The 22,213-nt window shown below is 71.9% G+C and carries 23 protein-coding genes; 10 read left to right on the top strand and 13 right to left on the bottom strand.

Going from position 1 to position 22,213, the window contains the following annotated elements:
• Nucleotides 1-167 precede the first annotated feature (167 nt).
• Complete coding sequence (locus ASC60_RS01055) at nucleotides 168-1,238, top strand: hypothetical protein (RefSeq protein WP_063787065.1); 1,071 nt, start codon at nucleotides 168-170, stop codon at nucleotides 1,236-1,238.
• Between the two features lie 14 nt (nucleotides 1,239-1,252).
• On the opposite strand, the gene ASC60_RS01050 is transcribed toward ASC60_RS01055, so the two are convergent.
• The 4 genes from ASC60_RS01050 to ASC60_RS01035 form a co-directional block, all read right to left on the bottom strand.
• The gene (locus tag ASC60_RS01050; RefSeq protein ID WP_055547067.1) at nucleotides 1,253-1,819 is read right to left on the bottom strand and encodes a hypothetical protein; all 567 of its coding nucleotides are present in this window, start codon (nucleotides 1,817-1,819) and stop codon (nucleotides 1,253-1,255) included.
• A 70-nt stretch (nucleotides 1,820-1,889) separates the two neighbouring features.
• On the bottom strand, nucleotides 1,890-3,995 hold the full coding sequence (locus ASC60_RS01045) for a restriction endonuclease (protein ID WP_055545731.1): 2,106 nt from the start codon (nucleotides 3,993-3,995) through the stop codon (nucleotides 1,890-1,892).
• 197 nt (nucleotides 3,996-4,192) lie between these two features.
• Nucleotides 4,193-5,590, bottom strand: a complete 1,398-nt coding sequence (locus ASC60_RS01040; protein WP_055545729.1) for a DUF1996 domain-containing protein — start codon at nucleotides 5,588-5,590, stop codon at nucleotides 4,193-4,195.
• Between the two features lie 43 nt (nucleotides 5,591-5,633).
• A complete protein-coding gene (locus ASC60_RS01035; protein WP_055545727.1) occupies nucleotides 5,634-7,877 on the bottom strand; it encodes a serine/threonine-protein kinase in 2,244 nt (747 codons plus the stop codon).
• Nucleotides 7,878-8,178: 301 nt separating this feature from the next.
• Here ASC60_RS01035 and ASC60_RS01030 point away from each other — a divergent pair, with 301 nt between their 5' ends.
• Nucleotides 8,179-8,886: a Crp/Fnr family transcriptional regulator gene (locus ASC60_RS01030; protein WP_234356733.1), complete on the top strand. Its 708-nt coding sequence runs from the start codon at nucleotides 8,179-8,181 to the stop codon at nucleotides 8,884-8,886.
• Between the two features lie 34 nt (nucleotides 8,887-8,920).
• Here the strand turns inward: ASC60_RS01030 and ASC60_RS42530 are convergent, their stop codons facing one another.
• Complete coding sequence (locus tag ASC60_RS42530; RefSeq protein WP_234356732.1) at nucleotides 8,921-9,163, bottom strand: hypothetical protein; 243 nt, start codon at nucleotides 9,161-9,163, stop codon at nucleotides 8,921-8,923.
• A 3-nt stretch (nucleotides 9,164-9,166) separates the two neighbouring features.
• Between ASC60_RS42530 and ASC60_RS01025 the strand changes: the two genes are divergently transcribed.
• The 6 genes from ASC60_RS01025 to ASC60_RS01005 all read left to right on the top strand — a co-directional run bounded on the left by ASC60_RS01025 (nucleotide 9,167) and on the right by ASC60_RS01005 (nucleotide 15,662).
• Nucleotides 9,167-9,727: a hypothetical protein gene (locus tag ASC60_RS01025; RefSeq protein WP_234356731.1), complete on the top strand. Its 561-nt coding sequence runs from the start codon at nucleotides 9,167-9,169 to the stop codon at nucleotides 9,725-9,727.
• Nucleotides 9,720-11,999: a hypothetical protein gene (locus ASC60_RS01020; RefSeq protein ID WP_055545721.1), complete on the top strand. Its 2,280-nt coding sequence runs from the start codon at nucleotides 9,720-9,722 to the stop codon at nucleotides 11,997-11,999. The genes ASC60_RS01025 and ASC60_RS01020 overlap by 8 nt, the downstream gene beginning before the upstream one ends.
• Complete coding sequence (locus tag ASC60_RS38635; protein WP_079038082.1) at nucleotides 11,996-13,069, top strand: hypothetical protein; 1,074 nt, start codon at nucleotides 11,996-11,998, stop codon at nucleotides 13,067-13,069. Before ASC60_RS01020 ends, ASC60_RS38635 begins: the two co-directional genes overlap by 4 nt.
• On the top strand, nucleotides 13,062-14,375 hold the full coding sequence (locus tag ASC60_RS01015) for a DUF4407 domain-containing protein (protein WP_079038081.1): 1,314 nt from the start codon (nucleotides 13,062-13,064) through the stop codon (nucleotides 14,373-14,375). Before ASC60_RS38635 ends, ASC60_RS01015 begins: the two co-directional genes overlap by 8 nt.
• 109 nt (nucleotides 14,376-14,484) lie before the next feature.
• Nucleotides 14,485-15,000 (top strand): Pycsar system effector family protein, encoded by a 516-nt coding sequence (locus ASC60_RS01010; protein ID WP_055545719.1) that lies wholly within the window; start codon nucleotides 14,485-14,487, stop codon nucleotides 14,998-15,000.
• A gap of 83 nt (nucleotides 15,001-15,083) precedes the next feature.
• Nucleotides 15,084-15,662, top strand: a complete 579-nt coding sequence (locus ASC60_RS01005) for a DUF899 family protein (protein ID WP_079038080.1) — start codon at nucleotides 15,084-15,086, stop codon at nucleotides 15,660-15,662.
• Between the two features lie 8 nt (nucleotides 15,663-15,670).
• Here ASC60_RS01005 and ASC60_RS01000 read toward each other — a convergent pair whose 3' ends face one another.
• From ASC60_RS01000 to ASC60_RS00990, 3 genes are read right to left on the bottom strand one after another with little or no spacing between them, the layout of a single operon-like run.
• Complete coding sequence (locus ASC60_RS01000; protein ID WP_055545718.1) at nucleotides 15,671-16,252, bottom strand: TerD family protein; 582 nt, start codon at nucleotides 16,250-16,252, stop codon at nucleotides 15,671-15,673.
• Between the two features lie 13 nt (nucleotides 16,253-16,265).
• The gene (locus tag ASC60_RS00995; protein WP_055545716.1) at nucleotides 16,266-17,003 is read right to left on the bottom strand and encodes a hypothetical protein; all 738 of its coding nucleotides are present in this window, start codon (nucleotides 17,001-17,003) and stop codon (nucleotides 16,266-16,268) included.
• Between the two features lie 8 nt (nucleotides 17,004-17,011).
• The gene (locus ASC60_RS00990) at nucleotides 17,012-17,587 is read right to left on the bottom strand and encodes a TerD family protein (protein ID WP_055545714.1); all 576 of its coding nucleotides are present in this window, start codon (nucleotides 17,585-17,587) and stop codon (nucleotides 17,012-17,014) included.
• Nucleotides 17,588-17,728: 141 nt separating this feature from the next.
• Between ASC60_RS00990 and ASC60_RS00985 the strand changes: the two genes are divergently transcribed.
• A complete protein-coding gene (locus ASC60_RS00985; RefSeq protein WP_370592851.1) occupies nucleotides 17,729-18,166 on the top strand; it encodes a BlaI/MecI/CopY family transcriptional regulator in 438 nt (145 codons plus the stop codon).
• Between the two features lie 5 nt (nucleotides 18,167-18,171).
• Complete coding sequence (locus ASC60_RS00980) at nucleotides 18,172-19,110, top strand: M56 family metallopeptidase (protein ID WP_055545712.1); 939 nt, start codon at nucleotides 18,172-18,174, stop codon at nucleotides 19,108-19,110.
• A 42-nt stretch (nucleotides 19,111-19,152) separates the two neighbouring features.
• Here the strand turns inward: ASC60_RS00980 and ASC60_RS00975 are convergent, their stop codons facing one another.
• The 5 genes from ASC60_RS00975 to ASC60_RS00955 all read right to left on the bottom strand — a co-directional run bounded on the left by ASC60_RS00975 (nucleotide 19,153) and on the right by ASC60_RS00955 (nucleotide 22,186).
• Nucleotides 19,153-19,608, bottom strand: coding sequence for a tellurite resistance TerB family protein (locus ASC60_RS00975; RefSeq protein WP_055545710.1), 456 nt, complete (start codon nucleotides 19,606-19,608; stop codon nucleotides 19,153-19,155).
• A 105-nt stretch (nucleotides 19,609-19,713) separates the two neighbouring features.
• On the bottom strand, nucleotides 19,714-20,718 hold the full coding sequence (locus ASC60_RS00970) for a sporulation protein (protein WP_055545708.1): 1,005 nt from the start codon (nucleotides 20,716-20,718) through the stop codon (nucleotides 19,714-19,716).
• A 37-nt stretch (nucleotides 20,719-20,755) separates the two neighbouring features.
• Nucleotides 20,756-20,977 carry a hypothetical protein gene (locus tag ASC60_RS00965; protein ID WP_055545706.1) on the bottom strand — a complete coding sequence of 74 codons (222 nt, stop codon included), beginning with the start codon at nucleotides 20,975-20,977 and terminating at the stop codon, nucleotides 20,756-20,758.
• Nucleotides 20,978-21,133: 156 nt separating this feature from the next.
• Nucleotides 21,134-21,934, bottom strand: a complete 801-nt coding sequence (locus ASC60_RS00960; RefSeq protein ID WP_055545704.1) for a hypothetical protein — start codon at nucleotides 21,932-21,934, stop codon at nucleotides 21,134-21,136.
• A 54-nt stretch (nucleotides 21,935-21,988) separates the two neighbouring features.
• Nucleotides 21,989-22,186: a hypothetical protein gene (locus ASC60_RS00955; RefSeq protein ID WP_055545702.1), complete on the bottom strand. Its 198-nt coding sequence runs from the start codon at nucleotides 22,184-22,186 to the stop codon at nucleotides 21,989-21,991.
• Nucleotides 22,187-22,213: the final 27 nt, after the last annotated feature.

Raw genomic sequence — 22,213 nt, 5'->3', positions numbered from 1 at the left:
AGCGCGGCCATTACGCGGCCCTTACCATTCCGGGTTCGAATCGCGACGTAAGCCCATGTGAGCCCCGGTGGAGCGGCGTTCTACGCTGTCGGGGCCGTCGAGGACGGTGACACCGGACGCGGACAGCGCGGAAGAACACGAACAACGGGGGACACATGCCGGTGCGCATGAGGACGGCCGGTGCGATCGCGGTAGCGGGCGCGCTGGCGCTGCTCGCCACGGGGTGCGGTGGCTTCGCCGGGAGCGGCGGCGGGGCGGCGGACGCGGCGAAGAAGCCGGACAAGGCGTCGCCCGCGCCCCCGCTGCCGATGGAGACCGCCGCGAAGAAGGCCGCCTGGACGGACCGGGACCGCACGCGGCGGCTGAAGGTGGCGCCCGAACGGCTGGTCCAGGGCAAGGAGTCGGACCTGGAACGGGTGCGGCTCGACAGCGACGTCGACGGGATGGTGCCCTTCTACCTCACCGTCTCCTACACCAACACCGGTGAGGAGACGCTGGACCGGCCCGACCCGGAGAACAACTTCACGATCACCCTCGCCGACGGAACCCCCGGCCGGCCGATCGCGCTCATGAACACGAACCCGCTGGCCACCGAGTCGGCCGTGCCCAAGGAGTGCGACAAGTCCGGCCCCGCGACGCTGGCCCCGGGCCGTACGGGGAAGGCGTGCCGGATCGTCATGCTGCCCAAGGCCCGGACGCCCGCGATCGTCTCCTACACCGACGAGGCGAGCGGCGCCCTGACCTGGAAGATCGGCGACGGCGAGGGCTACGCGGGCACCAACGGCCTGATGACGGTCGGCCGGTCCGCCGACGCCATGTGGCAGGACGACAACCGCGACGTCCCGATGACCGTCACCCTGACCGGCGTGCGCAAGGGCGACATCGGGGACCTGAGCCGCTTCCAGCTGAGCGCGGACCAGAAGAAGATGACCCCGTACTACGTCACCCTCCGGTACCGGAACACCGGCGCACACGTGTTGCTGCCCACCATGCAGGACAACGTCGGGGTCAGCACCGCGAGCGGACAGCAGCTGCGGCCGACGACCTTCATGGACTTCTCCGCCCCGGGCAACGGGATCGAGGGCTGCCGCAGCGCCGTGGCCCACACCCGGCTGAAGCCGAAGTCCTCGCTCACCATGTGCTCGGTCCACCTCATGCCCGAGGGCGACCAGCCGGTCGCGGTCACCTTCAGGGGCGAGGGCAGGGGAGCCCACCAGTTCGGCTGGCGCGTGCCGTGAGGTGACGCGGCCCGCTACTGCGCCGCGGTGTCCTCGAAGTACGCGTCCAGGACCTCGTCCAGCTTCGCCGTCCACTCCTTGAGCGCGCCGCGGGCCGGAGCCTCCACGTCGGCGGTGTACCAGCGCTTGGCGGTCGTGTAGACGGTGACGCCGAAACGGCGGCCGAAGCGGGGGGTGTCGATCTCCACCGCGCCGATCTCGTCCCACGAGAACTCGGCGGTCTCGCCGTCGAGCTGGAAGACCACACCGGAGCGCTTGGCGGTGATCGAGCCGCGGCGGTCGGAGACCTCGAAGACCGGCCCGTCCCCGTCCCCGTCCCCGTCTTCGGCCTGCTCCTCCGCCTCGTCCGCCTCGTCCGCCTCGTCCTCCGATTCCGGACCGGCGTCGTCGGCGCCGACGTCGTCAACGGGCTGGCCGGCGGCCTCCGCAGGGGCTTCCGGGGCCTCCTCCGTGGCCGTCCTCGCCTCCGTCGTCACCTCCTCGGTCTCGTCCGGGGGCGGGGGCGTCAGGCCGGGGATGTGCCCCGGATCGGTCCCTGCGGCGGGTACGGGCGGGGTGATCGGACCTATGCGCTGCTCCACGCCCGGCAGTATGTCGGATGAAGCCGTGCCCGCGACACCCACTCCCCGAGTGTTCCGCCGCGCGTCACGGTCAGGCGACGTCGATGCCGTACTCCCGCACCAGCGCCTCCAGCCCGCCCGGATAGCCCTTGCCGCCGACCACGAAGTCCCAGTCGCCGCCCGCCCGGCGCCGGAACGAGCCGAGGACCAGGGCGGTCTCGCCGGGGCGGCCGTCGGAGACCTCCAGCCGGCCGAGTTCGGCGCCCGACGCGTCCAGGAGCCGTATGCGGGCGTCGGCGAAGCCGGACAGGTCCGCCCCGGGATCGACCTCGGGGTCGACGGCCGCGGCGAGGACGAGGCGGTCGGCCTCGGGCGGCAGGGCGTCGAAGGCGACCCGGACCGCCGCCCGGTCGGGGGCGGTGGCGGGCAGCGCGCTGACGGTGCCGTCGGGGGTGCGGGGGTTGTTGAAGAAGACGAAGTGGTCATCGCTCAGCACCCGGCCGCCGTCGCAGACGAGGGCACAGACGTCGAGGGCGACCTCGCCCGACCACGACATGCCCAGCACGTTGTGACCGGGCGGCGCCGCATCGGCGCCGGCCCGCGAAGCGGCGGCCCCTGCCCCGGCAGCGGCCGCCCCGTCGCCCAGCCGGCCCCGCAGCCCATGCCGGTGCAGCAGGTCGACCAGCTCCGCCCCGGACACCAGCTCCAGCGGCTTCCCGTGGGCGAAGGTGTGCGAGCCGGGGCCGAACCGCGAGGTGGTGACCAGGACGCCCTTGTTCGCGCCGGAGCCCTGGACCGTGCCGTACAGATCGCGCACCGCCGTCGGCGGCACCGTGCCCCGGTAGCGCTTCACCTGCACCACGATCCGGCCGCCCCGGATCGGGGTGGGGTCCACCGCCTCCACGTCCACCCCGCCGTCGTTCGAGCGCCGGGTCGTCACCGCCCGCATCCCCATGGCCCGGAAGAGGTCCGCGACCAGCGACTCGAAGCGAAACGGATCCATCGCGAGCAGATCCGGCTCCTCGCCCCCGCCCTGGGTGAGGACAGGGGACCCGACGTCGTCCGGCGTCCGCCCGGGCGTCACGGCGACGAGCTGGTCGGGGCGGGCGGACAGACGGCCGCGTACGCCGTCGACCAGGCAGTCCACCGCGCTCACCTGCTCCAGCCGCAGCTCGGCGAAGTCCGTACGGGACACCGTGACGGTCGCCAGGACGATCCGGGCCCGGCGGCCCGTCGCCGGATCGTGGTCGTCCACGAACCCGTTCAGCGCGACCGACTCCAGCGCCCCCGCCTCGTCCGCCGCGAACAGGTCGCGCAGCGCCAGCAGCACGACTTGCGCGAGCACGTCCCGGTACAGCGCCCGGCGCCGCGTGGCCGGGCGTGCCGTCTCCCGGTCCTCGTCGGCGCCGGGCATGTACCGCACCGACTTGATCGCCGGGACGATCTCGTACCGCGGCAGCTCCCAGTCCAGGACGAGCTGTCGCGCGGCCGGGTCGTACGCGGCGGACGCCTCCCGGGGAAGGCCCTCCGGCCACACCGCGGAGGTGTACGTGGAGTGGTAGAGCGCCGCCGTGAAGTACTCCACCACCGCGTCGGGATCACCGGCCCGCACCTCCGCGGCCAGCTCCGCCACGCCCTCGTTGTGCCGCCGCAGCTCCGCGAGCCGCTGCGCGGCCCACCGCTCGTACTGCCGGTGGTACGCGTCCAGCCGCCGCAGCCGCTCGGCCTCCGCCGCCTCCGCGGCCCGCCGGTCCCGCTCGTACCGCTCCCGCGCCTCCTCCCGCACCCGCCGCCCGGCCCCGAACCGCCGGCCGTCCTGCGGCTGGTAGTGCCGCTGGTCCGGCATCGGCACGGGCCGGGCCAGCGCGCCCGGGTCGAACGGCTCGACCCGCTCGCTCCGCGTCAGCGCCCTCGGCCCGAACGCCGCCACCCGGCACCCGTCCACCAGCAGCGACCGCAACGCCTCGACCCGCGCGTCCAGTTCCTCCGTGCGCCGCCGCGCGTCCGCCTCACGCTGCCGCCGGTACGCCGCCTGCCGCTCCCGCTGATCGCGCGCCCGCTCCCGCTCGGCGGCCCGCAGCCGCCGCTCCTCCTCCCGCTCCAGCCGCACCCGCGCCCGCTCCTGCGCCTCACGCTGCCGCTGCGCCTCGGCCCACAGGGAGATCAGGCCGCTGGAACGACCGGAGCGACGGCTCATGCGGTACCCACTCCCCCCGGGCCCACCGGACCCCACACCTCGCGCACCGGCCCCAAGCTGCGCCAACGCCCCGATTCTAGTGGCCGCTCCAGCCCCCGTCGCGGCGCTGGAGAGCCTGGCCGCCGCCCCATGGAAACGGCCCGGCAGGATGGGGGCAGCCATCCTGCCGGGCCGGGCCCGGACGGTACGGTGTCGCGTCAGCCGCACTTACGGCCGCTGTTGATGCACTTCACGGCCTGCTTCATCAGCGAGCCGGACATCACGTTGATGAAGTCACCGTGGTCCGTGACCGGCTTGTGCAGCTGCTCGGGGAAGCTGTCCACCGCGAAGACCGAGTTCGGCGCGATCTTGTAGGTGATGCGCTGGGTCAGGGCCGGGATGGCCTTGAAGCCCTTGCCGCACGCGCCGTTGGCACCGGCGAAGGCCACATGTGTGCGGTGGTTGGCGCTGTCGTTGTTCCGGCCGTCCCAGCAGCTCTGGAACGTGAACGTCCGCACCACGTTGCTGCCCTTGGGGCACAGCGGGTACTTGTCCTTGAGCTGGCGGTTCTCGAAGCCGGTGCAGCTCCAGGAGGCGTTGGCGTTGGCCGTGCCGTTGGTGAAGGCCTTGGCGTCACCGGTGATGATCCGCAGGAACTTCGGCATCGCCACGACCTTGCCGACCGCGCTGCCGCGGAAGGTGAGCTGGACGGAGGCGGGCTGGAGGATGGTGCCGATGTTGCCTTCGGTGCCGCCGCCCGGGGCGTTCACGTCCTTCTCGTTCTTGCCGTTGCGCAGGCGCAGCACGGGCCAGTAGTGGGTGGAGCGGTCGCCGTTGGTGCAGGAGGTGGTCGCGGTGGCGAGGACCTGGTCGGTGGCGAAGGCGTCGTTCTTCTGGTTGCCCACGTAGTCGTGCATGTGGTGGGCGCCGTTGCTCACACCGGGGGCGACGATGACGTTGTCGGAGTTGAACTTCTTGTTCTCGTTGCGTCCGCAGCGCGAGGAGAAGGTGCCCTTGGAGGCGCCTGCCCGCGTGCGGGGGTTCTTGACGTTGGGCCGCACCGTGCGGATGTCCACGAAGTCGGCCTTCTGGGGGCCGGAGCCCTGCGCGCCGGCCGCCGCGGGGGCGGCCGCCACGGCGTTCGTCCCGCCCTGCTTGACCGTGCAGGACGCCATCGAGCCCAGCCCGGACGCCGCTTGCGAGCCCTGCCCCATCCGGGTGGCGATGCGGTTCAGCGCGCCGCGGCGCTGGGTCGACAGCGGCTCCAGGACGCGGGTGCGCACCCACTCCTGGTCGGCGGCCTTGGTGCCCTGCGCGGCGAGCCGCTGGTAGGCGTCGGCGACCTGGGTGTCCAGCTGCGCCAGTTCCTTGTCGACGGCGGGCCGCGCCTTCCGCGGCACGTCCGACAGCCGGGTGGCGACGTCGGGACACTGGATGGTCATCGAGGATTGCCGGGCGGCCTCGGTCCGGTTGGGGGACTGTCCGGCCGAGGCGTTGTTGTCGGTCATCAGCAGCGCGCCGCCGCCGATCGCCAGAGCCGTGACGCCGACAGCGGACACGACGAGCACGCGGGACCGCTTGTGTCTCTTCTTGTACCTCACCACTACGCCCCTCATTGGTAGTTGTCGTACTGCGATACGAAAACCGGGGCGGTTCCGCTCATCGGCGGCCGTAGCGGCTGAAGGTGTGGCGAGAAAGCGCCGCACGCCAAGGCGCGGCGGACGGCGTCGCCGTGGGCCGGTCCGGGCGTACGGAGAACACCGTGTCCCCGGCCATCGCCACGATCGCGTCCTTCACGAGCAGCACGGACGGCGGCCGCTCCCGCGCCGTGTCCCCGGGGGCGTCCAGCGCGGCGGTGCGCCACACCTCGGCCCCGGTGTCGCTGTCCAGCGCCAGCAGACGGCCGAAGCGGTTGGAGAAGTAGAGCCTGCCGTAGCGCTTGGACTCCACGGGCGGGGACAGGCTCTCCGTCTCCGTCGGCCGCTGCCACAGCCGCTTTCCGCTGCGTGCCGACACCGCGGTGACCGTGCCGTCGGTCCGGACGGCGTAGACGACCCCGTTCAGCAGGGTGGCCGTGCCGCGCAGGGGCTGCCGCAGGGGGACGCGCGCGGTGTCTCCGGTGCGCGGATCCACCCGGATCAGCGCGTTGTACGGGCGCTCGTACCCGGCCTCGTACACCTCCTTCGCGGTCTGCGGCGCGAGGAAGACGGGCGTCCCGTCGTCGGAGCCGAGGCTCAGCGCCTTCCGGGGGAGGGTCGCGAGTGCGCGCCGCGCACCGTCGCCGGGGTCGAACCGCAGCAGGGTGTACGGGCCCTCGGCGCTCAGCCCGGACGAGGTGAGGGGCGAGCACAGCGCGTACGGGACGCCGGAGGCGACCGGTGTCGCCGGATCGCAGAGCTGCCCCTTGGGCGCGGGCGACCGCCACAGCAGCCGGCCCGACGTCCCGTAGGCGGAGAGCCGGCGGTCGTCGGGCGACAGCGTCAGCAGCCCGCCGCGGAACAGGCGCACCGACGCCGACTGGCTGATCTCGCGTACCCAGCGCTGCTTCTTGGTGCCGGTGTCCAGGGCCACGACGCGGCGGCCCTCGTTCTCCGGCGCGGAGTAGCTGTAGACGAGCCCGTCGCGTACCCCGATGGGGCGCGCGTCCTGCGGCCTGGTGCCGCTGCGCCACCGGACGCGACCGGTGGCGGCGTCCACCTTGGCGACGGTGAAGCCCTTGCCGCCGCAGTACAGGGCGGCGGCGTGGTCCGGTACGCACGCGGCGTCCTGGTACACGAGCGGGGGCAGCGGGGCCTCGTACCGCAGCGTTGTCCGCCACGGGCGCCAGCCCTCGGGCAGGGACGCGGGGCCCGCGTCGTCGGTGGCGGACGCGGAGGGGCGGTACGGCGGCGTGCCCGTCGTCAGGTCGTAGGCCGCCGTCGCGACCAGCACCCCGACGGCCACGGCGCCGGCCCCGACGAGGATCAGCCGCTTCCGGCGCCTCCCGCCGGGCCCCTCCGTCCGCGGGGTTTCCGCCCGCGGGGTTTCCGCCCGCGTGGGTGCGGGCGGCGGCTCCACCCGCACCGGGGCCCCCTCGGGGGGAGCCGCGGCGGCGAAGTCCGGCAGCGCGCCGAGCAGGCGGTGCAGCTCGTCCAGGCCGGCCCGCGCGGTCGGATCCTTGTCCAGGCACCGCTTGGCCAGCCGGATGAGCGGTTCCGGGACCCCGCTCAGCGTCGGCGCCTCGTACATCACCTGATACCCCGACAGATACGGGCTCTCGGCGTCGAACGGCCCCACTCCGGTGGCGGCGTACACCACCAGCGCCCCCAGCGAGAACACGTCCGAGGCCGCGGTGACCTCCCGCGGACTGCGCAGCTGCTCCGGCGACATGAAGCGCGGCGTACCGAGCACCCGCCCGGCGGTCAGGGTGAGCGTCTGGCTGTCGGCGGCCCGCGAGATGCCGAAGTCGATGACGCGCGGCCCGTCCTCGGCCATCAGGATGTTGGCCGGTTTCAGGTCCCGGTGCACCACCCCGGCCCGGTGGATGTCCCGCAGCGCCTCGACGAGCCCGAGCCCGAGCATCCGCACCTCCCGCCCGCCCAGCGGCCCGCCCTGCCGCACCACATCGGCGAGGGTGGGCCCCGGCACGTACTGCGTGGCCATCCACGGCCGCTCGGCCTCCGGATCGGCGTCCACCACCGGAGCGGTGAACGCCCCGCTCACCCTGCGCGCCGCCGCGATCTCCTGCCGGAAGCGGGCCCGGAACTCCTCGTCCTGCACGTACTGCGCGTGCACGAGCTTGACCGCGACCTGCCGCCCCGAGGCCGATCGCGCCAGGTAGACGACCCCCATACCGCCCGAACCGAGCCGGTCGAGCAGCGTGTAGCCGCCTATGGACGCCGGATCATCGGTACTCAGCGGCATCGCCGTTCCCCTTTTCCCTACCCCAACGCCCGTGACAGCCATCTACATTAGGCCGCCCCGCCCCGGCCCCCACGGCACCACACCCCCCCCGTGCGCGTCGCCGCACGGGCCAGGCCGGACCGTCCCCTGAGTTCGCTCATGCGAACGAACGATGGATCGCCAGTTCGATCACAAGGGGGGGTGAGGAGAGGAATCCGGCCACTTGGTCCTGGCCGCTTGCCTTGTCGTACCCGGGGGGCAGCATGGTCTGGCCACTGGAAAGGGCGCGTCGAGTCGCAGGCGAGACAGTACGGAGGTACTGGTGAATTACGCGTGGCCGTCTTCCACCTTCCTGAGCCGATTGCAGAGCGCCACCCTGGAGAATGTCCTGAACCAGGGGACCCCGATGGTCTATCCGGTCCATCGGCCGCTGCTGCACCAGGGCGACGACAGCCAGCATGTCCTGCTGATCACACGGGGTGTGGTCAAGGTCGTCGCCAGCTCGGAGAGCGGCTACGAGATGCTGCTCGCCGTCCGGGTGGCCGGCGACCTGGTGGGGGAGATGGCGGCCTTCGAGGACCGCCCCCGCTCCGGCACGGTGATCGCGTGCAGTGATGTGACCGCGCGCATCATCCACCTGAACGCGCTGGAGGCGATCCTCGCGCACCACCCGGACGCGACGCGGGCGATGATGCGCATGCTGTGTGCCCGGCTGCGATGGGCCAACCAGCGCCGCATCGACTTCCGTGCCTACGACTCGCCCACCCGGCTGGCACGCGTCCTCGCCGAGCTGAGCCAGTCGTATGGGCGTCCGGAGCCGGAGAGCGCCGGGCGGCGGATCGTGCTGAGCGTGACGCTCACCCAGCCGGAGCTCGCCTCGCTCGCCGGACTCGCCCTGCCGACGGCGGAGAAGGCCCTCGCAACGCTTTCGCACCTCGGTCTTGTCGACCGCAGCTACCGACAGATAACCATCTGTGATTTTCCGAAACTGCTCGAATTCGCCAAGGTAGTTGCCGAGAACCCGTATTGATACGGGATTGCTTCTCACCCGCCCTTCTAGCCTCTCAGGCAGCACTTCGAGAGAAGCCGTCAGAGAGAGGAATGGCCGGGTGGCCGAGTGGTCCGGGTTCTACCCCTGCACCTGCATAGCCGTGGACGTAACTGCCTATGGAGGCAACAACGACCGTAGGCAGTCCGAAATACAGCACGATCTGCCGCGCCTCCTTTCCCGCGCGGCCGAGGGCACCGGACTTGACCGTTCGCGATGGCAGATTCAGCGAAAGGGAGACGAGGAGCTTGCCGTCCACCCCATGGACGGCACCGAGCCGCGACTGGTCGACGACTTCGTCCGGCACCTCGCGGCCGCATTGCGCGAATACAACGGATTGCGCGCCCCCGCCGCCCGGATGAGACTCCGGGCCGCCATTCACCACGGCCCGGTGGAACTGGCCGACAACGGGTTCGCCGGTTCGACGGTGGTGACCACCGCACGGCTGCTCGGCTCCGGCCATCTCTACGACGCCCTGAGGGCGGACGACGGCGCCGACCTCGCGCTGCTGCTGTCCGACGACGTCTACCGGTCCACGGTGGCGGGCGGCCACACCACGCTGCGCGACGAGGACTTCCGGCGGGTGGCCGTCCAGGAGAAGGAGTACGAGGGCACCGCCTGGCTCCGGGTCCCCGGCCGGCCTGCGTACGAACCCGCCCCGGCCGGCGCCGGGGCGGACCGGCCGTGGCCCTCGCCGGGCGGCGGATACGACGCCGGGCCCGCCGTCCATCACGAGTACCGGGACCGGGTCAGCATCACCAACTTCACCGCCCCGGTGGACCTGCGCGGCGGCGTCGTCGGCTTCGGGAACACCGATGGCTGACGGGGCCGAGGACCCCGGCCGACCGGACGTGCCGGGCCAACCACCCGAACCCGGCCCCGACGAGGAGCAGGCCCGGCAGCGGCAGGAGGACCCCGGAACCGGCGAGCAGCCGGACGGGGACTCCGGCGCGCGTCTCCGGGCCGACCGCGGGCAGCGGACGGAGCCGGACCAGCGGGAGGAGGACGACAGAGGCTATGACGACCTCCGCCGGGCGCTCGGCCGGCGGGTCTACAACAACTTCTACGGAACCGTGGACGCGTCCGGCGCGGCGTTCGGCTTCGGTACGGCCCGTACCCCCGGGCTGGCTCCCGGCTCCGTCGAGCCCGAGGAGATCGACCGGACGCTGGCGTACTACCTCGCGCCCCAGCCGTGCTTCGAGGAGGCGCTCGGCAAACTCGGCGCGGAGCACATCGTCGTACTGGCCGGTGAGGACAGCATCGGCCGCGGCGCCGGTGCGTTCGCGCTGCTCAGGAAGATCATGGGGGACGGTGCGGGACTGCGGAGCCTGTCCCCCGCCAACTCCCTCGCCGAACTGACCGCGTCGAGTGCGCTCAAGGCCGGGCAGGCATACGTGATCCTCGACTACGTCGGCGAGATGAATGTCGACGCGGTGCAGGCGTTCGAGATCCGGCGGCTGAGCGAGGAGTTGCACCGTAAGCGCTCGTACCTGGTGATCACGGCGCCCGAGTCGGCCCGGCGACGGCTGGCGCTGGTGGACTGCTGCGTGCCGTGGACGGCACCGGATCCGCTGGCGCTGTTCCACCACTGCGTGGACCGGCTTCCGGCAGCGGCCCTGCCCGCGCAGGACGCGACGGAGCTGCTGGACCTCGTGGGCGAGCTGCGCCGTCCCGCGGATGTCGTGGCCGCGGCCACCGCACTCACCGACGGAGCGGACGCCGCACTGGAGGTGCTGCGGGACAGCGAGAGGGAACTGGTCCGCAACTGGTTCGGCAACGAACCGACCGCGGGCGATCTGCTTCCGCTGGCCGCCCTCGCCTTCCTCGAAGGCATCCCGGAACGCAACTTCGAGAAGGCGTCCGTGTCGCTGGGCATCCACGTACGTGACTGGGAGCAGACCGGCGAGGGGCCCGTGGCCGAGCCGGAGGCGGCCGGAACCCTGCGCGGAGTGACCTTCGAGCAGACCCGCGCCCGGTGGAAGGAGCGGGCGACCGGGCTCGTACGGACGCAGCGCCGTCCCGGCCCCGGGCAGGACTCCAGCCGCAGCGAGCGCCGGATCGTCTTCGCCTCCCCGCGCGTCCGCGAACTCGTCATCGGCGAACTGCACGACCTGTACGGATACGAACTCTGGTATCCGCTGCGGCAGTGGCTGAGCCAGCTGTCGGGCGTGGGCGACCTGGACGTACGCACCGAGGTGGCCCGCGGCGTCGCCCTGCTCGCCCGGCACGCGCTCGCCGAGGTGGACGAGAACCTGCTCCAGGCGTGGGCCGGTGGCCTCGCCGACCAGCGGGTGACCACCGCGCTCACCCTCCAGTTCATGTGCGAGGACGGGAACCTGGCGCCCCAGGCCCTGACCATCGCCATGAGGTGGGCTGACAACAAGGGACCGGAACGCGCCGTGACGACGGCCATGGCACTCACCGGAACCCTCGGTTCCCTCTACCGCCTCCAAGCGCTCAACTGGCTGTGGTTCCTGGCCAACCGGGGTGAGCGGATGGCGTTCGCCGCCCGCCGGTCGGTGGTCCTGCTGCTCCAGAGCGCCGAACAGGAGCCCGGCCGTGCCGTGTTCACCCTCCGGTACATGCGGACGCTGATCACCAACACCGCACAGCGGTCGAGGGCCCGCGGCAACGCGCTGCTGATGACCGTGCGACTGCTGGAGGCCGACCGGCTGGAAGGCCCGGGACCGCTCGCGGCGGCCCTGCTGCGCGACACCGCGGACAGCACGTCCCACCTCGGCTCGCTCTGGGCGAGCGTGCTGCTCAGCGCCTATCGCCGCCGGGCCGTCGTCGCCCTGTGCCGGACCCTGGTCGCCCTGCGGGACGACCCCTCGGCGGCCGCCGCCGTGCGGAACCTCGGCGAGGTCATGCGCCGCGACATGCGCCCCCAGCAGTGGGAGGGGCTGCGCAACAACCTGTCGAACGCCCTGAACCACCCCGAGTACGCGATCCCCGGCACGCACGACCTGGCCCGGGTGCTGCTCGGATCGCTGAGCGGACGGCCGATGGTGAGACGCCGCCCCGCGGCTTCCCCGTCGGCGCCCGCTCCCGCTCTGTCATCTGTTCCCTCAGCGCGAGGAGGCCGAAGCAAGTGAACTACCCGGTAGTCGCCGAGCAGGTGCTGGGAGCCATCCAGGGAGGCTGGTGGCCGCGGCGGCGCCGTCGCGAGGACGTGCCCACGCTGCCGCCCGGCGCGGTCTACGTCTTCAGGGTCGGCGGGAACTACCGCCAGTTCCCCGAGGGCATGGTGTTCGACCCGTCGCACGCCGATGTGCTCGACGCCTCCTCGGTCAGCCTGGTCGACACCAGGGCGCGCATGGTCGAGGTGGAACGCACCGTCCCGTCGGTGAGCGAGGCGGACAACTTCACGATCAGGGCCTCCTTCGCCTGTCAGGTGACGGACCCGACGGTCATCGCCCGGCAGGGCATCGCCGACGTGACGATCCCGCTGCGCGCCTATCTGACGGGCGACAGCGAGCTGCCCCGGGTGAGCGCCGGGCACCGCGTGGAGGAGATCAACGCCGTGCGCCGGGCGGTGACCAACCGCATGACCGCCTACAGCGCGATCGTGGCACCGCGCGTCATGGGCATGAGCGTCGACTTCGTCAGCGCCGAGGTGCACGCCTCGGACGAGCTGCGGAACTGGGAGCAGAAGCTCCGCGACGAGCGCCGCTCGCAGGAGTTCATCCGCGGGCAGCGCGATTTCGAGACGCAGGAGACCCAGCGCGTCGCGGAGCTGCTCGCCCGGGGCTCCGACTACGCCGACGCCTTCGGCATCACCCGCGAACGCATCGACGTGGCCCAGGCCGCGGCCCGGATCCACCGCAACACCGACAACGAGGAAGCCCGCCGCCACCAGATCGCCGAGGAGGACCGTGCGCACCTCCGCATGCGGGAGACGGCCGACGCCCAGACGCGCCGTGACATGGTGCTCACCCTGCTGCGGCAGATGGCCGACGGCAACGACTACGTGGACTACCACCGGGTGCTGGAGCAGGTGCTGGCGGACACCGGCGGGCAGCTCGACCCGGGTGGTGCCGGTGCGGTCGGCCCCGGGGTGGAGCCGGGGAGGGATCACCGGGGACTGGAGGGGCCCCGCCGGCCGGACGGCCCCGACCACCCGTACGACAGCTTCGTGAAGGACGAGGACGATCTCGTTGACTGACTCCTCGACGGCAGACTCCCGTGCCCGGCCCGGGTCCGGGCGTCCCGACCTCGCCCGGCGGCTGCGCACCCTGACCGGCGTCGACGAGGAACTGCTCACCAGGGTCCGGTACGAGCGGAGCAAGTACACGGCGCTCGGGGGCGTGGTGTTCGGCACCTCGGTGATCGCCGCGTTCTCCATGTGGAACTTCGCGACCGAGGCGCTGGGCAAGGTGTCGGTCCTCGCCCTGGTGCCCACCGTGATCTGGATGCTGTTCGTCCTCAACCTGGACCGCTGGCTGGTCACCTCGCAGCCGAACGCGCGGCGCCGCGTCGGGCCGCTCCTGCTGCGGCTGCTGATCGCTCTGGTGCTCGGGGCCGTCGTCGCCGAGCCGCTGGTGCTGCGCATCTTCGCGACCGCTGTGGAGGAACGCGTCGCGGACGACCGGAACAGCGCGCTCGACCAGCTGCGGTCCAACCTGGTGCGCTGCAACCCGGTGCCGTCCCGGACGGATGCCACGTCGCCCGCGGGCTGCGGCCGGTACGTGCTGTCGTTCGCGTCGACACCCGGCGGGGAGGCCGACGAACTCGCCGCGCTGCGCTCGGACGCGGGCGCCCTCCAGAAGCGGGTGGACCGGGACACCACGACGCTGGGCGCCCTCGACACGGAGGTGCGGGACGAGTGCCGGCAGCTGATCCGTATCGCCTCCACCGGGCTCTACCAGCGGACGTCCGAGTGCCTGCGGCTCCGCGAGAAGGCGAAGGACTACCGGACCACCCACCGCACCGAGGAGAACGAGCGGCGGCTGGCGGCCATGAACAGCCGCATCTCGAAGATCGAGGGCAAGCTGACCGGCTCGCGCGGCACGTTTCTCACGGCCCGCGACTCGGGAATCGACAAGCGCCTCGCCGAGGAGCGCGCGAAGCAGAAGGAGGTCGGCGTACTGGAGCGGATGCGGGCGCTGGACGACCTGGCGAGCGGGAACGGCGTGCTGTTCGTCGGCATCTGGCTCGTTCGGGCCCTCTTCGTCCTTCTGGACGCGCTCCCGGTGCTGGTGAAGTTCCTGAGCGGCGAAAGCGCCTACGACCGGATGCTCACCAGCGCGAGCAACAGCGCTGTCAAGATCCACAGCGAGGAGGTGCGGCTCGCCGAGCGACGCGCCATGGCGGACGTCGAGATGGCGGAGGACGCGATCGAACAGCAGGTCCGGCGCAGTCGGGCCGAGTCCGACGCCGCCCATCGTGAACACACGGCGGCGATGAACATCCGGGCCCGGCAGGCGGTCAACTCACTGGAGGACGAGCTGCGTCGCACCTCCGCCGTCTGACCGGCCGAGCGGCGCTGCGGAACAGGGCTACGGAACATCAGGAGCACGACGGCTGCCCCGGGGACATACCGCCCCGGAGCAGCCGCTGGGCGCTGGCGGAGGGAGAAGCATGCCCACGCGCAGGGGAGACGGGGACACCGGCAATGGCGGACAACTCGTCCGTGTGCTGATCACCGAGACCCGGGAGGAACTGCTGAAGGCGGACGGCAAGGCGGGCCTCATGCTCACGGCCCTCGGGGTCGCGCTGACCGCGCTTCTGGGAGCGCTCAGCGGTGGAGGCATCACCCCCCAGGACTACCCCACGGTTCCCCGGCTGCTTTTCTGGTCGGGCTGCGCGGCGTGGGTTCCGTCCCTGGTCATGCTCGGACTGGCGGTGACGCCCCGCCCGGGAAAGCCACGACGGCTGCGCGCGCACTACTTCGGGGACGCGGCGGAAACCGCCTCGGTCCGCCTCATGGCGGCCGCGGTGCGCCGGACCGACCCGATGGACCGCGACTTGAGCCAGTTCATGACGCTGTCCCGAACGGTGTCGACCAAATACCGCTGCATACGCCACGGCATGGCCTGGAGCGCCACCTTCCTGGTGCTCACCTCACTGGGACTGCTGACAGGGACGACGTCCTGAGGACACATCATCGGCGGGGCGGCCGGGACAAGGCGGTCGGCGGCACGTAGGCGCGCCGTCGCGCGAAGCACAGCCCCAGGCCACTGGCCTGGGGCCCCGAGGGCACGGTCGGCCTGCTCGACCTCTTCGCGGGACGCCGTCAGCTGATCGTCTACCGCGCCTTCTTCGAGCCCGGCGTCTTCGGCTGGCCCGACCACGCCTGCCGCGGCTGCTCCATGGTGGCCGACCACGTCGGCGACCTCGCCCATCTGAACGCCCGCGACACCACCCTGGTCTTCGCCTCGCGCGCGCCCCAGCGGAACATCGAGGCGGTGAAGGCGCGGATGGGCTGGACGATGCCCTGGTACACGATCACCGACGACTTCGACGCCGACTTCGACGTGGACGAGTGGCACGGTACGAACGCCTTCATCCGCGACGGCGACCGCGTGTTCCGCACCTACTTCATCAACGCCCGCGGCGACGAGGCGCTGGGCAACACCTGGAGCTACCTCGACATGACGGCCCTCGGACGGCAGGAGACCTGGGAGAACTCCCCCGAGGGCTACCCCCAGACCCCGCCGTACGACTGGTGGAACTGGCACGACGCCTACGGCGACGCCGAACCGGCCCCGCAATGGCTGGAACAGACCCGCCGCGGCCCCCGCCACCTGCCCGACTGAGAGCCCGGTCAGAGGTGCACGGCGATGGTGGGCAGCAGGTCCTGGAAGGTCTGTCCGGCGGCGGGCTCGCCGATCGCCGACATCTGCCAGGCGCCGCCCGAGCGGTGGACCTTGGCCATGATCTGGGCGGTGTAGGGGCCGCCGCCGCTGAGCGTGTAGCGGGCCATCTCCTGGCCGTTGGTCTCGTCGACCAGGCGGCAGAAGGCGTTCTCCACCTGCTCGAAGGTCTGTCCGGTGAAGGAGTTCACGGTGAAGAAGATCTGGTCGACCTGGGCCGGGACCCGCTCCAGGTCGATCAGGATCGACTCGTCGTCCCCGCCCTGTCCGGTGCCGCCGACGAGGTTGTCGCCGGTGTGGCGTACGGAGCCGTCGTCGCTGCTCAGATGCTGGAAGAAGACCACGTCGACCGGCTGCCGCCCGGCGAACAGCACCGCCGAGGCGTCGAGGTCGATGTCGCGGGCGGTCATCCGCGCGAAGAAGCCCTTGCGGGGCGCGGCCTGCCAGCCCAGGCCCATGCGCACCGCGCTGAGCGCGCCGCCGTCGGACTTGCTCAGGCTGATCTGCTGGCCCTTGGCCAGATTCACGGTCATGTGCTTCCTCTTCTCAAGCCTGGGATGGGGGCGTCGGCCCGGTGAAGCCGGGGCCGGTGTATTCGGGGCCCGCGTAGTCCGGGCTGGTGTAGCCGAGACGTGGGCGGGGGCGCGGAGCGGCGGCCTGCTGGAGCTGCTCGCGCAGGAAGGGCAGGACGCCGCGTTCGAGGAGGGCCCGCCGCCACGTTTCGTGGGCCTCGGCCGCCCCGCCAGCGCCCGCGCCCGGGGCGCCACCGCCCGGGCCGGGTGCCGGGGTGCGGTGGCGGGCGGCGGTGATGAGCAGCCAGGTCACCCCGCCCGCCGTCGTCACCGCCGTGATCACGGCGGCGGTCTGTCCCGCGGTCAGCAGCGCGTCGCCCAGCTCGCGCCCCGAGCGGCCGAGCCCCAGGACGTAGCCGAGGAGCAGGAAGACGGCGGTCGCGGCCGCCGCCAGCACGGGCACCAGGACCGCGAACACGGGCAGCAGCCCGCGCACGCCCGCCGCGGCGGACGGCGCCCGGCCGGTACGCACGTCGGGTGCTCCCGTCGCGCGCAGTCGCAGGTAGGCGCCGTACTCGGGGGCGGCGGCCGCGGTGATGGCCGGGCGCTCGGCGCGCGCCCGGGCCCGTAGCCGCTCGGCCGCCGCGCCCCCGGCGGAGCCGCCGTGCCGCCGCAGGGCGGCGCGGATCTCCGGGGTGTGCAGCGCCTGCCGCAGCACCCGCTCGAAGTCGGGTTCGTCCTCCGGCCGTAACGCGGGCGCGGTGCCGTCCATGTCGGTGGTCAGAGGTTGACGCCGAAGTCGGAGGCGATGCCCGCCAGGCCCGAGGCGTACCCCTGGCCGACCGCGCGGAACTTCCATTCCGCGCCGTGGCGGTACAGCTCGCCGAAGACCATCGCGGTCTCGCTCGCGGCGTCCTCGCTGAGGTCGTAGCGGGCGAGTTCGGCGTTGTCGGCCTGGTTGACCACCCGGATGAAGGCGTTCCGGACCTGGCCGAAGCTCTGGCCACGGCTCTGGGCGTCGTGGATGGAGACGGGGAAGACGATCCGGGCGACCTCGGCGGGCACCGACGCCAGGTTCACCTTGATCGACTCGTCGTCGCCCTCGCCCTCACCGGTGAGGTTGTCGCCGGTGTGCTCGACCGAGCCGTCGGGGCTGGTGAGGTTGTTGTAGAAGACGAAGTGCCGGTCGGACACGACCTTCCCGGCCTCGTCGCACAGCAGCGCGCTGGCGTCGAGGTCGTAGTCGGCGCCGGTGGTCGTCCGTACGTCCCAGCCCAGGCCGACCAGGACCGCGGTCAGGCCCGGCGCCTCCTTGCTGAGCGAGACGTTGCCGCCTTTGGACAGGGAAACTCCCACGACATCCTCCTGAAGGGATCGGGTGCGGACGAGAGAAAATCTACAGCACTGTAGAAGTAAGTGGATGGGCGGAGGGGGATCGGCGACCCTGTACCGTCACCAGACGGCTGGTTGTGAGCGGTGTGCCGGAGGGAGATGGCGTTGAGAGACCAGGACAGAGACCCGGACGAAGACCGGGGCGGAGACCAGGGCAAGGGCGACCCGCACCCGCGCCGTCGCGGACAGGGCGAGCTGGAGGCGCAGGTGCTGGCCGTGCTCCAGCAGGCGGAGGGCCCGGTGACGGCCGCCTGGGTGCAGGAGCGGCTGGAGGGCGACCTCGCCTACACCACCGTCATGACCATCCTGTCCCGGCTCCAGGCGAAGCAGGCCGTGACCCGGGAGCGGGTGGGCCGGTCGTTCGTATGGCAGGCGCAGTCGGACGAGGCGGGACTCGCGGCGCTGCGCATGCGCCGGGTCCTGGACGGCCAGGGCGACCGGGGCGCGGTGCTGGCCAGCTTCGTGACGGGTCTCACGGCCGACGACGAGCGGCTGCTGCGTGACCTGTTGAGCGACGTGTTGAACGAAGCGGAGGGAGACTGAGCGCGTTGGGTGTGTTCGTCTTTCTCCCCCTTGTCCTGCCCTTAACGGCACTGCCGATCACGCGGCTTGCCGAGCACTATCTCCATCCGCGCAGCGCCACCCGCCTGTTGTCGCTGGTGGGGGGCGTCCTCGCGGTGTCCTCCACGCTGTGCCTGGCGCTGCTGGTGGTCGTCGGCACGGCCCAGCTGCCGGGCAACCCGCTGCCGGACGGCTGGTCGGACCCCGAGGTGCGGGCCGCGGTGCCGTTCGACGAGGTGGCCGGGAAGGCGGCCATCGTCGCGCTCGTCTCCGTGGCCGTCGGATGCGCCGGTACGGTGCGGCGGCACCGCCGGGCGCGGCGGCTCGCCCAGGACGCGGTCGCCGGGCTGCCCGACGAGCCGGTCACCACCCTCCCCGACGGCGAGGCGTACGCGTACGCGCTGCCCGCCACGTCCGGCAGGCCCGGCCGGATCGTCGTCTCCACCGCGATGCTCGCCTGCCTGAACGCCTCCGAGCGGCGCGCCCTGATCGCCCACGAGCAGGCCCATCTCGCCGGACGGCACCACCGCTATCTGCTGGCCGCCCAGTTGGCGGCGCGGGCGAACCCCCTGCTGCGCCCGCTGCGGGAAGCGGTCGCCTACTGCGCCGAGCGGTGGGCGGACGAGGAGGCGGCGGGCGTGGTGGCGGACCGCAAGGTCGTGGCCCGGGCGGTCGGCAAGGCCGCGCTGGTCTCCCGCGGCACCCCCGCCCCGACGCTGGCCGGGTTCGCCGCGCCCGGACCCGTACCGCGCCGCGTGGCCGCGCTGCTGGGTCCGGTGCCGTCCGCCCGCCACTGGCCGCCCGCGGCCACGGCCGCGGGCGTGGCCGCCTGGGTCGCCGCCGGTGGATCGGCCGCGTCCGCGCTGTCCTCGGCTAACGCGGCGATCGCCCTGTTCCGGGTCCTCCAGTCCGCGACCCCGCTGTGACGGGCCCCATGGGGCGGCCGCGCTCCGCACGCCGCATGCGGCCTACACGTCGAATTCGGCGGGGTCCAGGTCCAGGGTGAAGCAGGCTTCGCGGACCACGGCCCGCTCGGTCTTGTCGAAGTCGCCGTCGGCGCCGCCGATGACGATGCCGATCTGGATGACGGCGCGCGCCTCGGCGGGCTTCTTCTTCGCCTTGGCCACCTCCTGGAGGACGCTGACCTTGCCGAAGTCGAAGTCCGCCGTGAGCTTGTCGAGGTAGTCGTCGAACCGCGACCGCAGTTCGTCGGCGGGGAAGTTCTGCAACACCTCGTTGGTGGCGATCAGCTGGGCGACGCGCTGCCGCTCGGACGGGTCGATCGAGCCGTCCGCCGCCGCCACCAGGGCGCACATCGCCATGCTGGCGTCGCGGAACGCGCCGCTCTTGAGGTCGTTCTTCTTGGCGAGCAGCTGGCTCTGCATCGTCGATGCGGATTCCTTGATGCGGTCCCACAGGGCCATGACCAACTCCGAACGTGTCGTCAGGGCCTGGGCCGGACACGCTCCGGCCCAGGCTTGTTTCTACAACACTGTAGAAGTTAACAGAGTGGCCGCGGGTCGAGGGGTTCAGTCCTCTTCTTCGTCCTCGAAGGCGTCGCCGATCTCGTCGACGACCTCCGCCGCGACCATGCCGCCGACGACGCCGACCGCGACGCCCGCCGCGACACCGCCGACGATGGCCCCGGTGCTGGGGCCGGACCGCCGCTCGCCGTGGCCGTGGCCGTGGTGTCCGTGGTCATAGGTCCCCTCGTGGCCATGGGACCCGTGGGACCCATAGGACCCGTGCGACCCGTGCGAGCCGTGGTGCTCGACGAGCTGGCGAACCCAGGCGTCCACCTCCGCGTTCCAGTCGCGGTGCTCGACGCCGTCGTGTCCGACGGTGAAGCGGGCGAGGGCGTCGTGCCCCCCGGAGAAGAGTCCGCCGCGCTTGTCGGCCTCCAGGACGACGTCCAGACCGCCGGGGTTCGCGAGGAAGGTCACCTCCAGCTCGCCCAGGGCGTGGGCGTACTGCGGGGCGGGCGTCAGCTCGATCTCCTGGTAGAACGGCAGCCGCTGCTCCGTACCGCCGATGTGACCCAGCTCCAGATCGGCGGACTTGAAGCCGAAGCCGAGCTGCCCCAGCGCCTCCAGGATCGCTTCCTGGACGGGCAGCGGACCCACCGTCAGCTGGTCCAGATCGCCCTTGTCCTTCGCGCCCGCCACCTCCAGCCCGGTGCGCACCCCGAGTACGATGCCCAGCGGCTGCCCGTACAGCTCGGTGACCGGCGTCTCCCACGGCAGGTGGATGGTGAACGGCAGGCTGCGCTGTTCGCCCTCGCCGAGCCGGAAGCCGCCGCCCACCGTGAAGTGGTCGAAGACGACGACGCCTTCGCGCTCCTCGTCCCCGTGCTCGGCCTCGACCCGGGCGACGAGATCGAGAGTGATGGCCTCGATCTCGAAATCCGCCTTGCCGCCCTGAAGGTGGACCTGCCCGCTCAGTGGTCCACCGGGACGTACGGGCCCCGCGTCCAGCACGGTGTCCACGGTGGGCCCGCCGACGCCGAGTGAGCCGAGCAGTCGTTTGAACACCATGGTGGCGTCCACTCCTTCTGTGCGTATGTGCCTGTGGTTACTTGCTGGTGGTGTCGAGCGCGGCCAGGGCCGAGGCCCAGCGGGCGAACTTCAAATCGGCCAGATCCTTGACCGTCTTGATCCCGAACGCCTCCTCCAGCAGGCCGCCCTGCCGGTCGGAGACGCCCTTGAGCGCCGATACGGGAGCGGCGAGAATTTCCGCCAACTCCTTGTCGGCCCATGCCTTGTCCAGCACCGTGTCGAGGTCGATGGAAGCCATGCCTGCCCTCCCGGGGCGCGAGTGTGGAGAATGGGGGAGTGCGCGCGTGATGCCGTATTTCTACACGCGTGTAGAAGCATAGGGCACGGAACAAGGCCCGGGTCGGTGATCCGGGCCTTGTTCATGGGGCAGGTGGTGTGTTTCAGCCCCGTTGGCTCACTTGGGCTGTTCGAGGTCGGCATCGGCGTCGGGCGGGAGGGAGTCCCGCGACGCCGGCGGGGCGACGGTGGTGGTGGGGTTGGTACAGCCGGGGACACTGCCCTCGGGCGCGCAGTTGTCCGGCCTGTTGTTGACGACCCTGGTGTTGGTCGGCGTGGTGTCGGCGTCCCCCTCGATGTAGATGCCGCCACCGGCGGTGATCGCGATGTTCCGCGTGACCAGGCTTCTGACCAGGGTGGCGGTGCTGGCGTTGTTCGCCGGACCCGCGCCCCTCTCGGCGATGTTGTCCCTGACCGTGGTCGACGTCAGGCTCAGGGTGGAGCCGTTGACGTTGCGGAGACCGCCGCCGAAAATGGCGGAGTTGCCCCTGATGGACACGGACTCCAGGGTCGCGGTGCCCACTCTGTTCTCCAGCCCGCCGCCATTGCTGGTGACCGCCCGGTTGTTGAGCAGGGACCCGCCCTTCATCGTCATCGTGCCGTTTGCGTCGTTGTTGATTCCGGCGCCGAAGCCGGCCGCGCTGTTGCGCTCGACGGTGGTGCGGTCGAGGCTGAGCTCTCCGCCGTCGTTTTCGATGCCGCCACCGGTGACGGCGTGATTGCCCTTGACGGTCGAGTCGTCCAGGTTCAGCGTGCCGCCCTCGTTCGCGATGCCGCCGCCGAAGTTCAGGCTGACGCCGCCGCTGACCGTGAGCGACTTCAGGGTGAGGGTGCCGCCGTTCACCACGTGGAAGATGCGGAAGGCGTCCGTCGCGTCCGGGTCGCGGCGGATGGTGGTGTCGCGGCCGGAGAGGGTCACATCGCCGGTGATCTCCGGAAGGCCGTCGTCCGGATTGTCGGGGGCGGTCAGCGTCTACGTACAGCGCGACGCCGGCCTGATCCGGCCACCGCTGGTGTTGGCGTCGTTGATCGCGCCGATCAGGCCGGGGATGTCGTTGCACCGCACCTGGATCTCCGGGGCGGCACTGGCCGGTCCGGTCGGCACCACCGCGAGGGACAGTCCCACGCCGACCGCGGATATCACGCCACCGGAACGCAAAGTGATCTTCATTGCTGCGCCTTCCTCCATGCTGAAGTG

The sequence above is a fragment of the Streptomyces sp. NBRC 110028 genome (genome assembly GCF_001417735.1).
In the GTDB taxonomy this organism is placed as follows: domain Bacteria; phylum Actinomycetota; class Actinomycetes; order Streptomycetales; family Streptomycetaceae; genus Streptomyces.
Note: the sequence above shows the minus strand (reverse complement) of the source record. Positions and strands in the feature narration are given on the sequence as shown.

What these genes read in the sequence shown, in the direction of transcription:
- ASC60_RS01055 (WP_063787065.1), top strand. Translation starts at nt 168, where the DNA reads ATGAGGACGGCCGGTGCGATCGCGGTAGCGGGCGCGCTGGCGCTGCTC.
- ASC60_RS01045 (WP_055545731.1), bottom strand. Translation starts at nt 3,995, where the DNA reads ATGAGCCGTCGCTCCGGTCGTTCCAGCGGCCTGATCTCCCTGTGGGCC.
- ASC60_RS01040 (WP_055545729.1), bottom strand. Translation starts at nt 5,590, where the DNA reads ATGAGGGGCGTAGTGGTGAGGTACAAGAAGAGACACAAGCGGTCCCGC.
- ASC60_RS01035 (WP_055545727.1), bottom strand. Translation starts at nt 7,877, where the DNA reads ATGCCGCTGAGTACCGATGATCCGGCGTCCATAGGCGGCTACACGCTG.
- ASC60_RS01025 (WP_234356731.1), top strand. Translation starts at nt 9,167, where the DNA reads ATGGACGGCACCGAGCCGCGACTGGTCGACGACTTCGTCCGGCACCTC.
- ASC60_RS01020 (WP_055545721.1), top strand. Translation starts at nt 9,720, where the DNA reads ATGGCTGACGGGGCCGAGGACCCCGGCCGACCGGACGTGCCGGGCCAA.
- ASC60_RS01010 (WP_055545719.1), top strand. Translation starts at nt 14,485, where the DNA reads ATGCCCACGCGCAGGGGAGACGGGGACACCGGCAATGGCGGACAACTC.
- ASC60_RS01000 (WP_055545718.1), bottom strand. Translation starts at nt 16,252, where the DNA reads ATGACCGTGAATCTGGCCAAGGGCCAGCAGATCAGCCTGAGCAAGTCC.
- ASC60_RS00995 (WP_055545716.1), bottom strand. Translation starts at nt 17,003, where the DNA reads ATGGACGGCACCGCGCCCGCGTTACGGCCGGAGGACGAACCCGACTTC.
- ASC60_RS00975 (WP_055545710.1), bottom strand. Translation starts at nt 19,608, where the DNA reads ATGGCCCTGTGGGACCGCATCAAGGAATCCGCATCGACGATGCAGAGC.
- ASC60_RS00970 (WP_055545708.1), bottom strand. Translation starts at nt 20,718, where the DNA reads ATGGTGTTCAAACGACTGCTCGGCTCACTCGGCGTCGGCGGGCCCACC.
- ASC60_RS00965 (WP_055545706.1), bottom strand. Translation starts at nt 20,977, where the DNA reads ATGGCTTCCATCGACCTCGACACGGTGCTGGACAAGGCATGGGCCGAC.
- ASC60_RS00955 (WP_055545702.1), bottom strand. Translation starts at nt 22,186, where the DNA reads ATGAAGATCACTTTGCGTTCCGGTGGCGTGATATCCGCGGTCGGCGTG.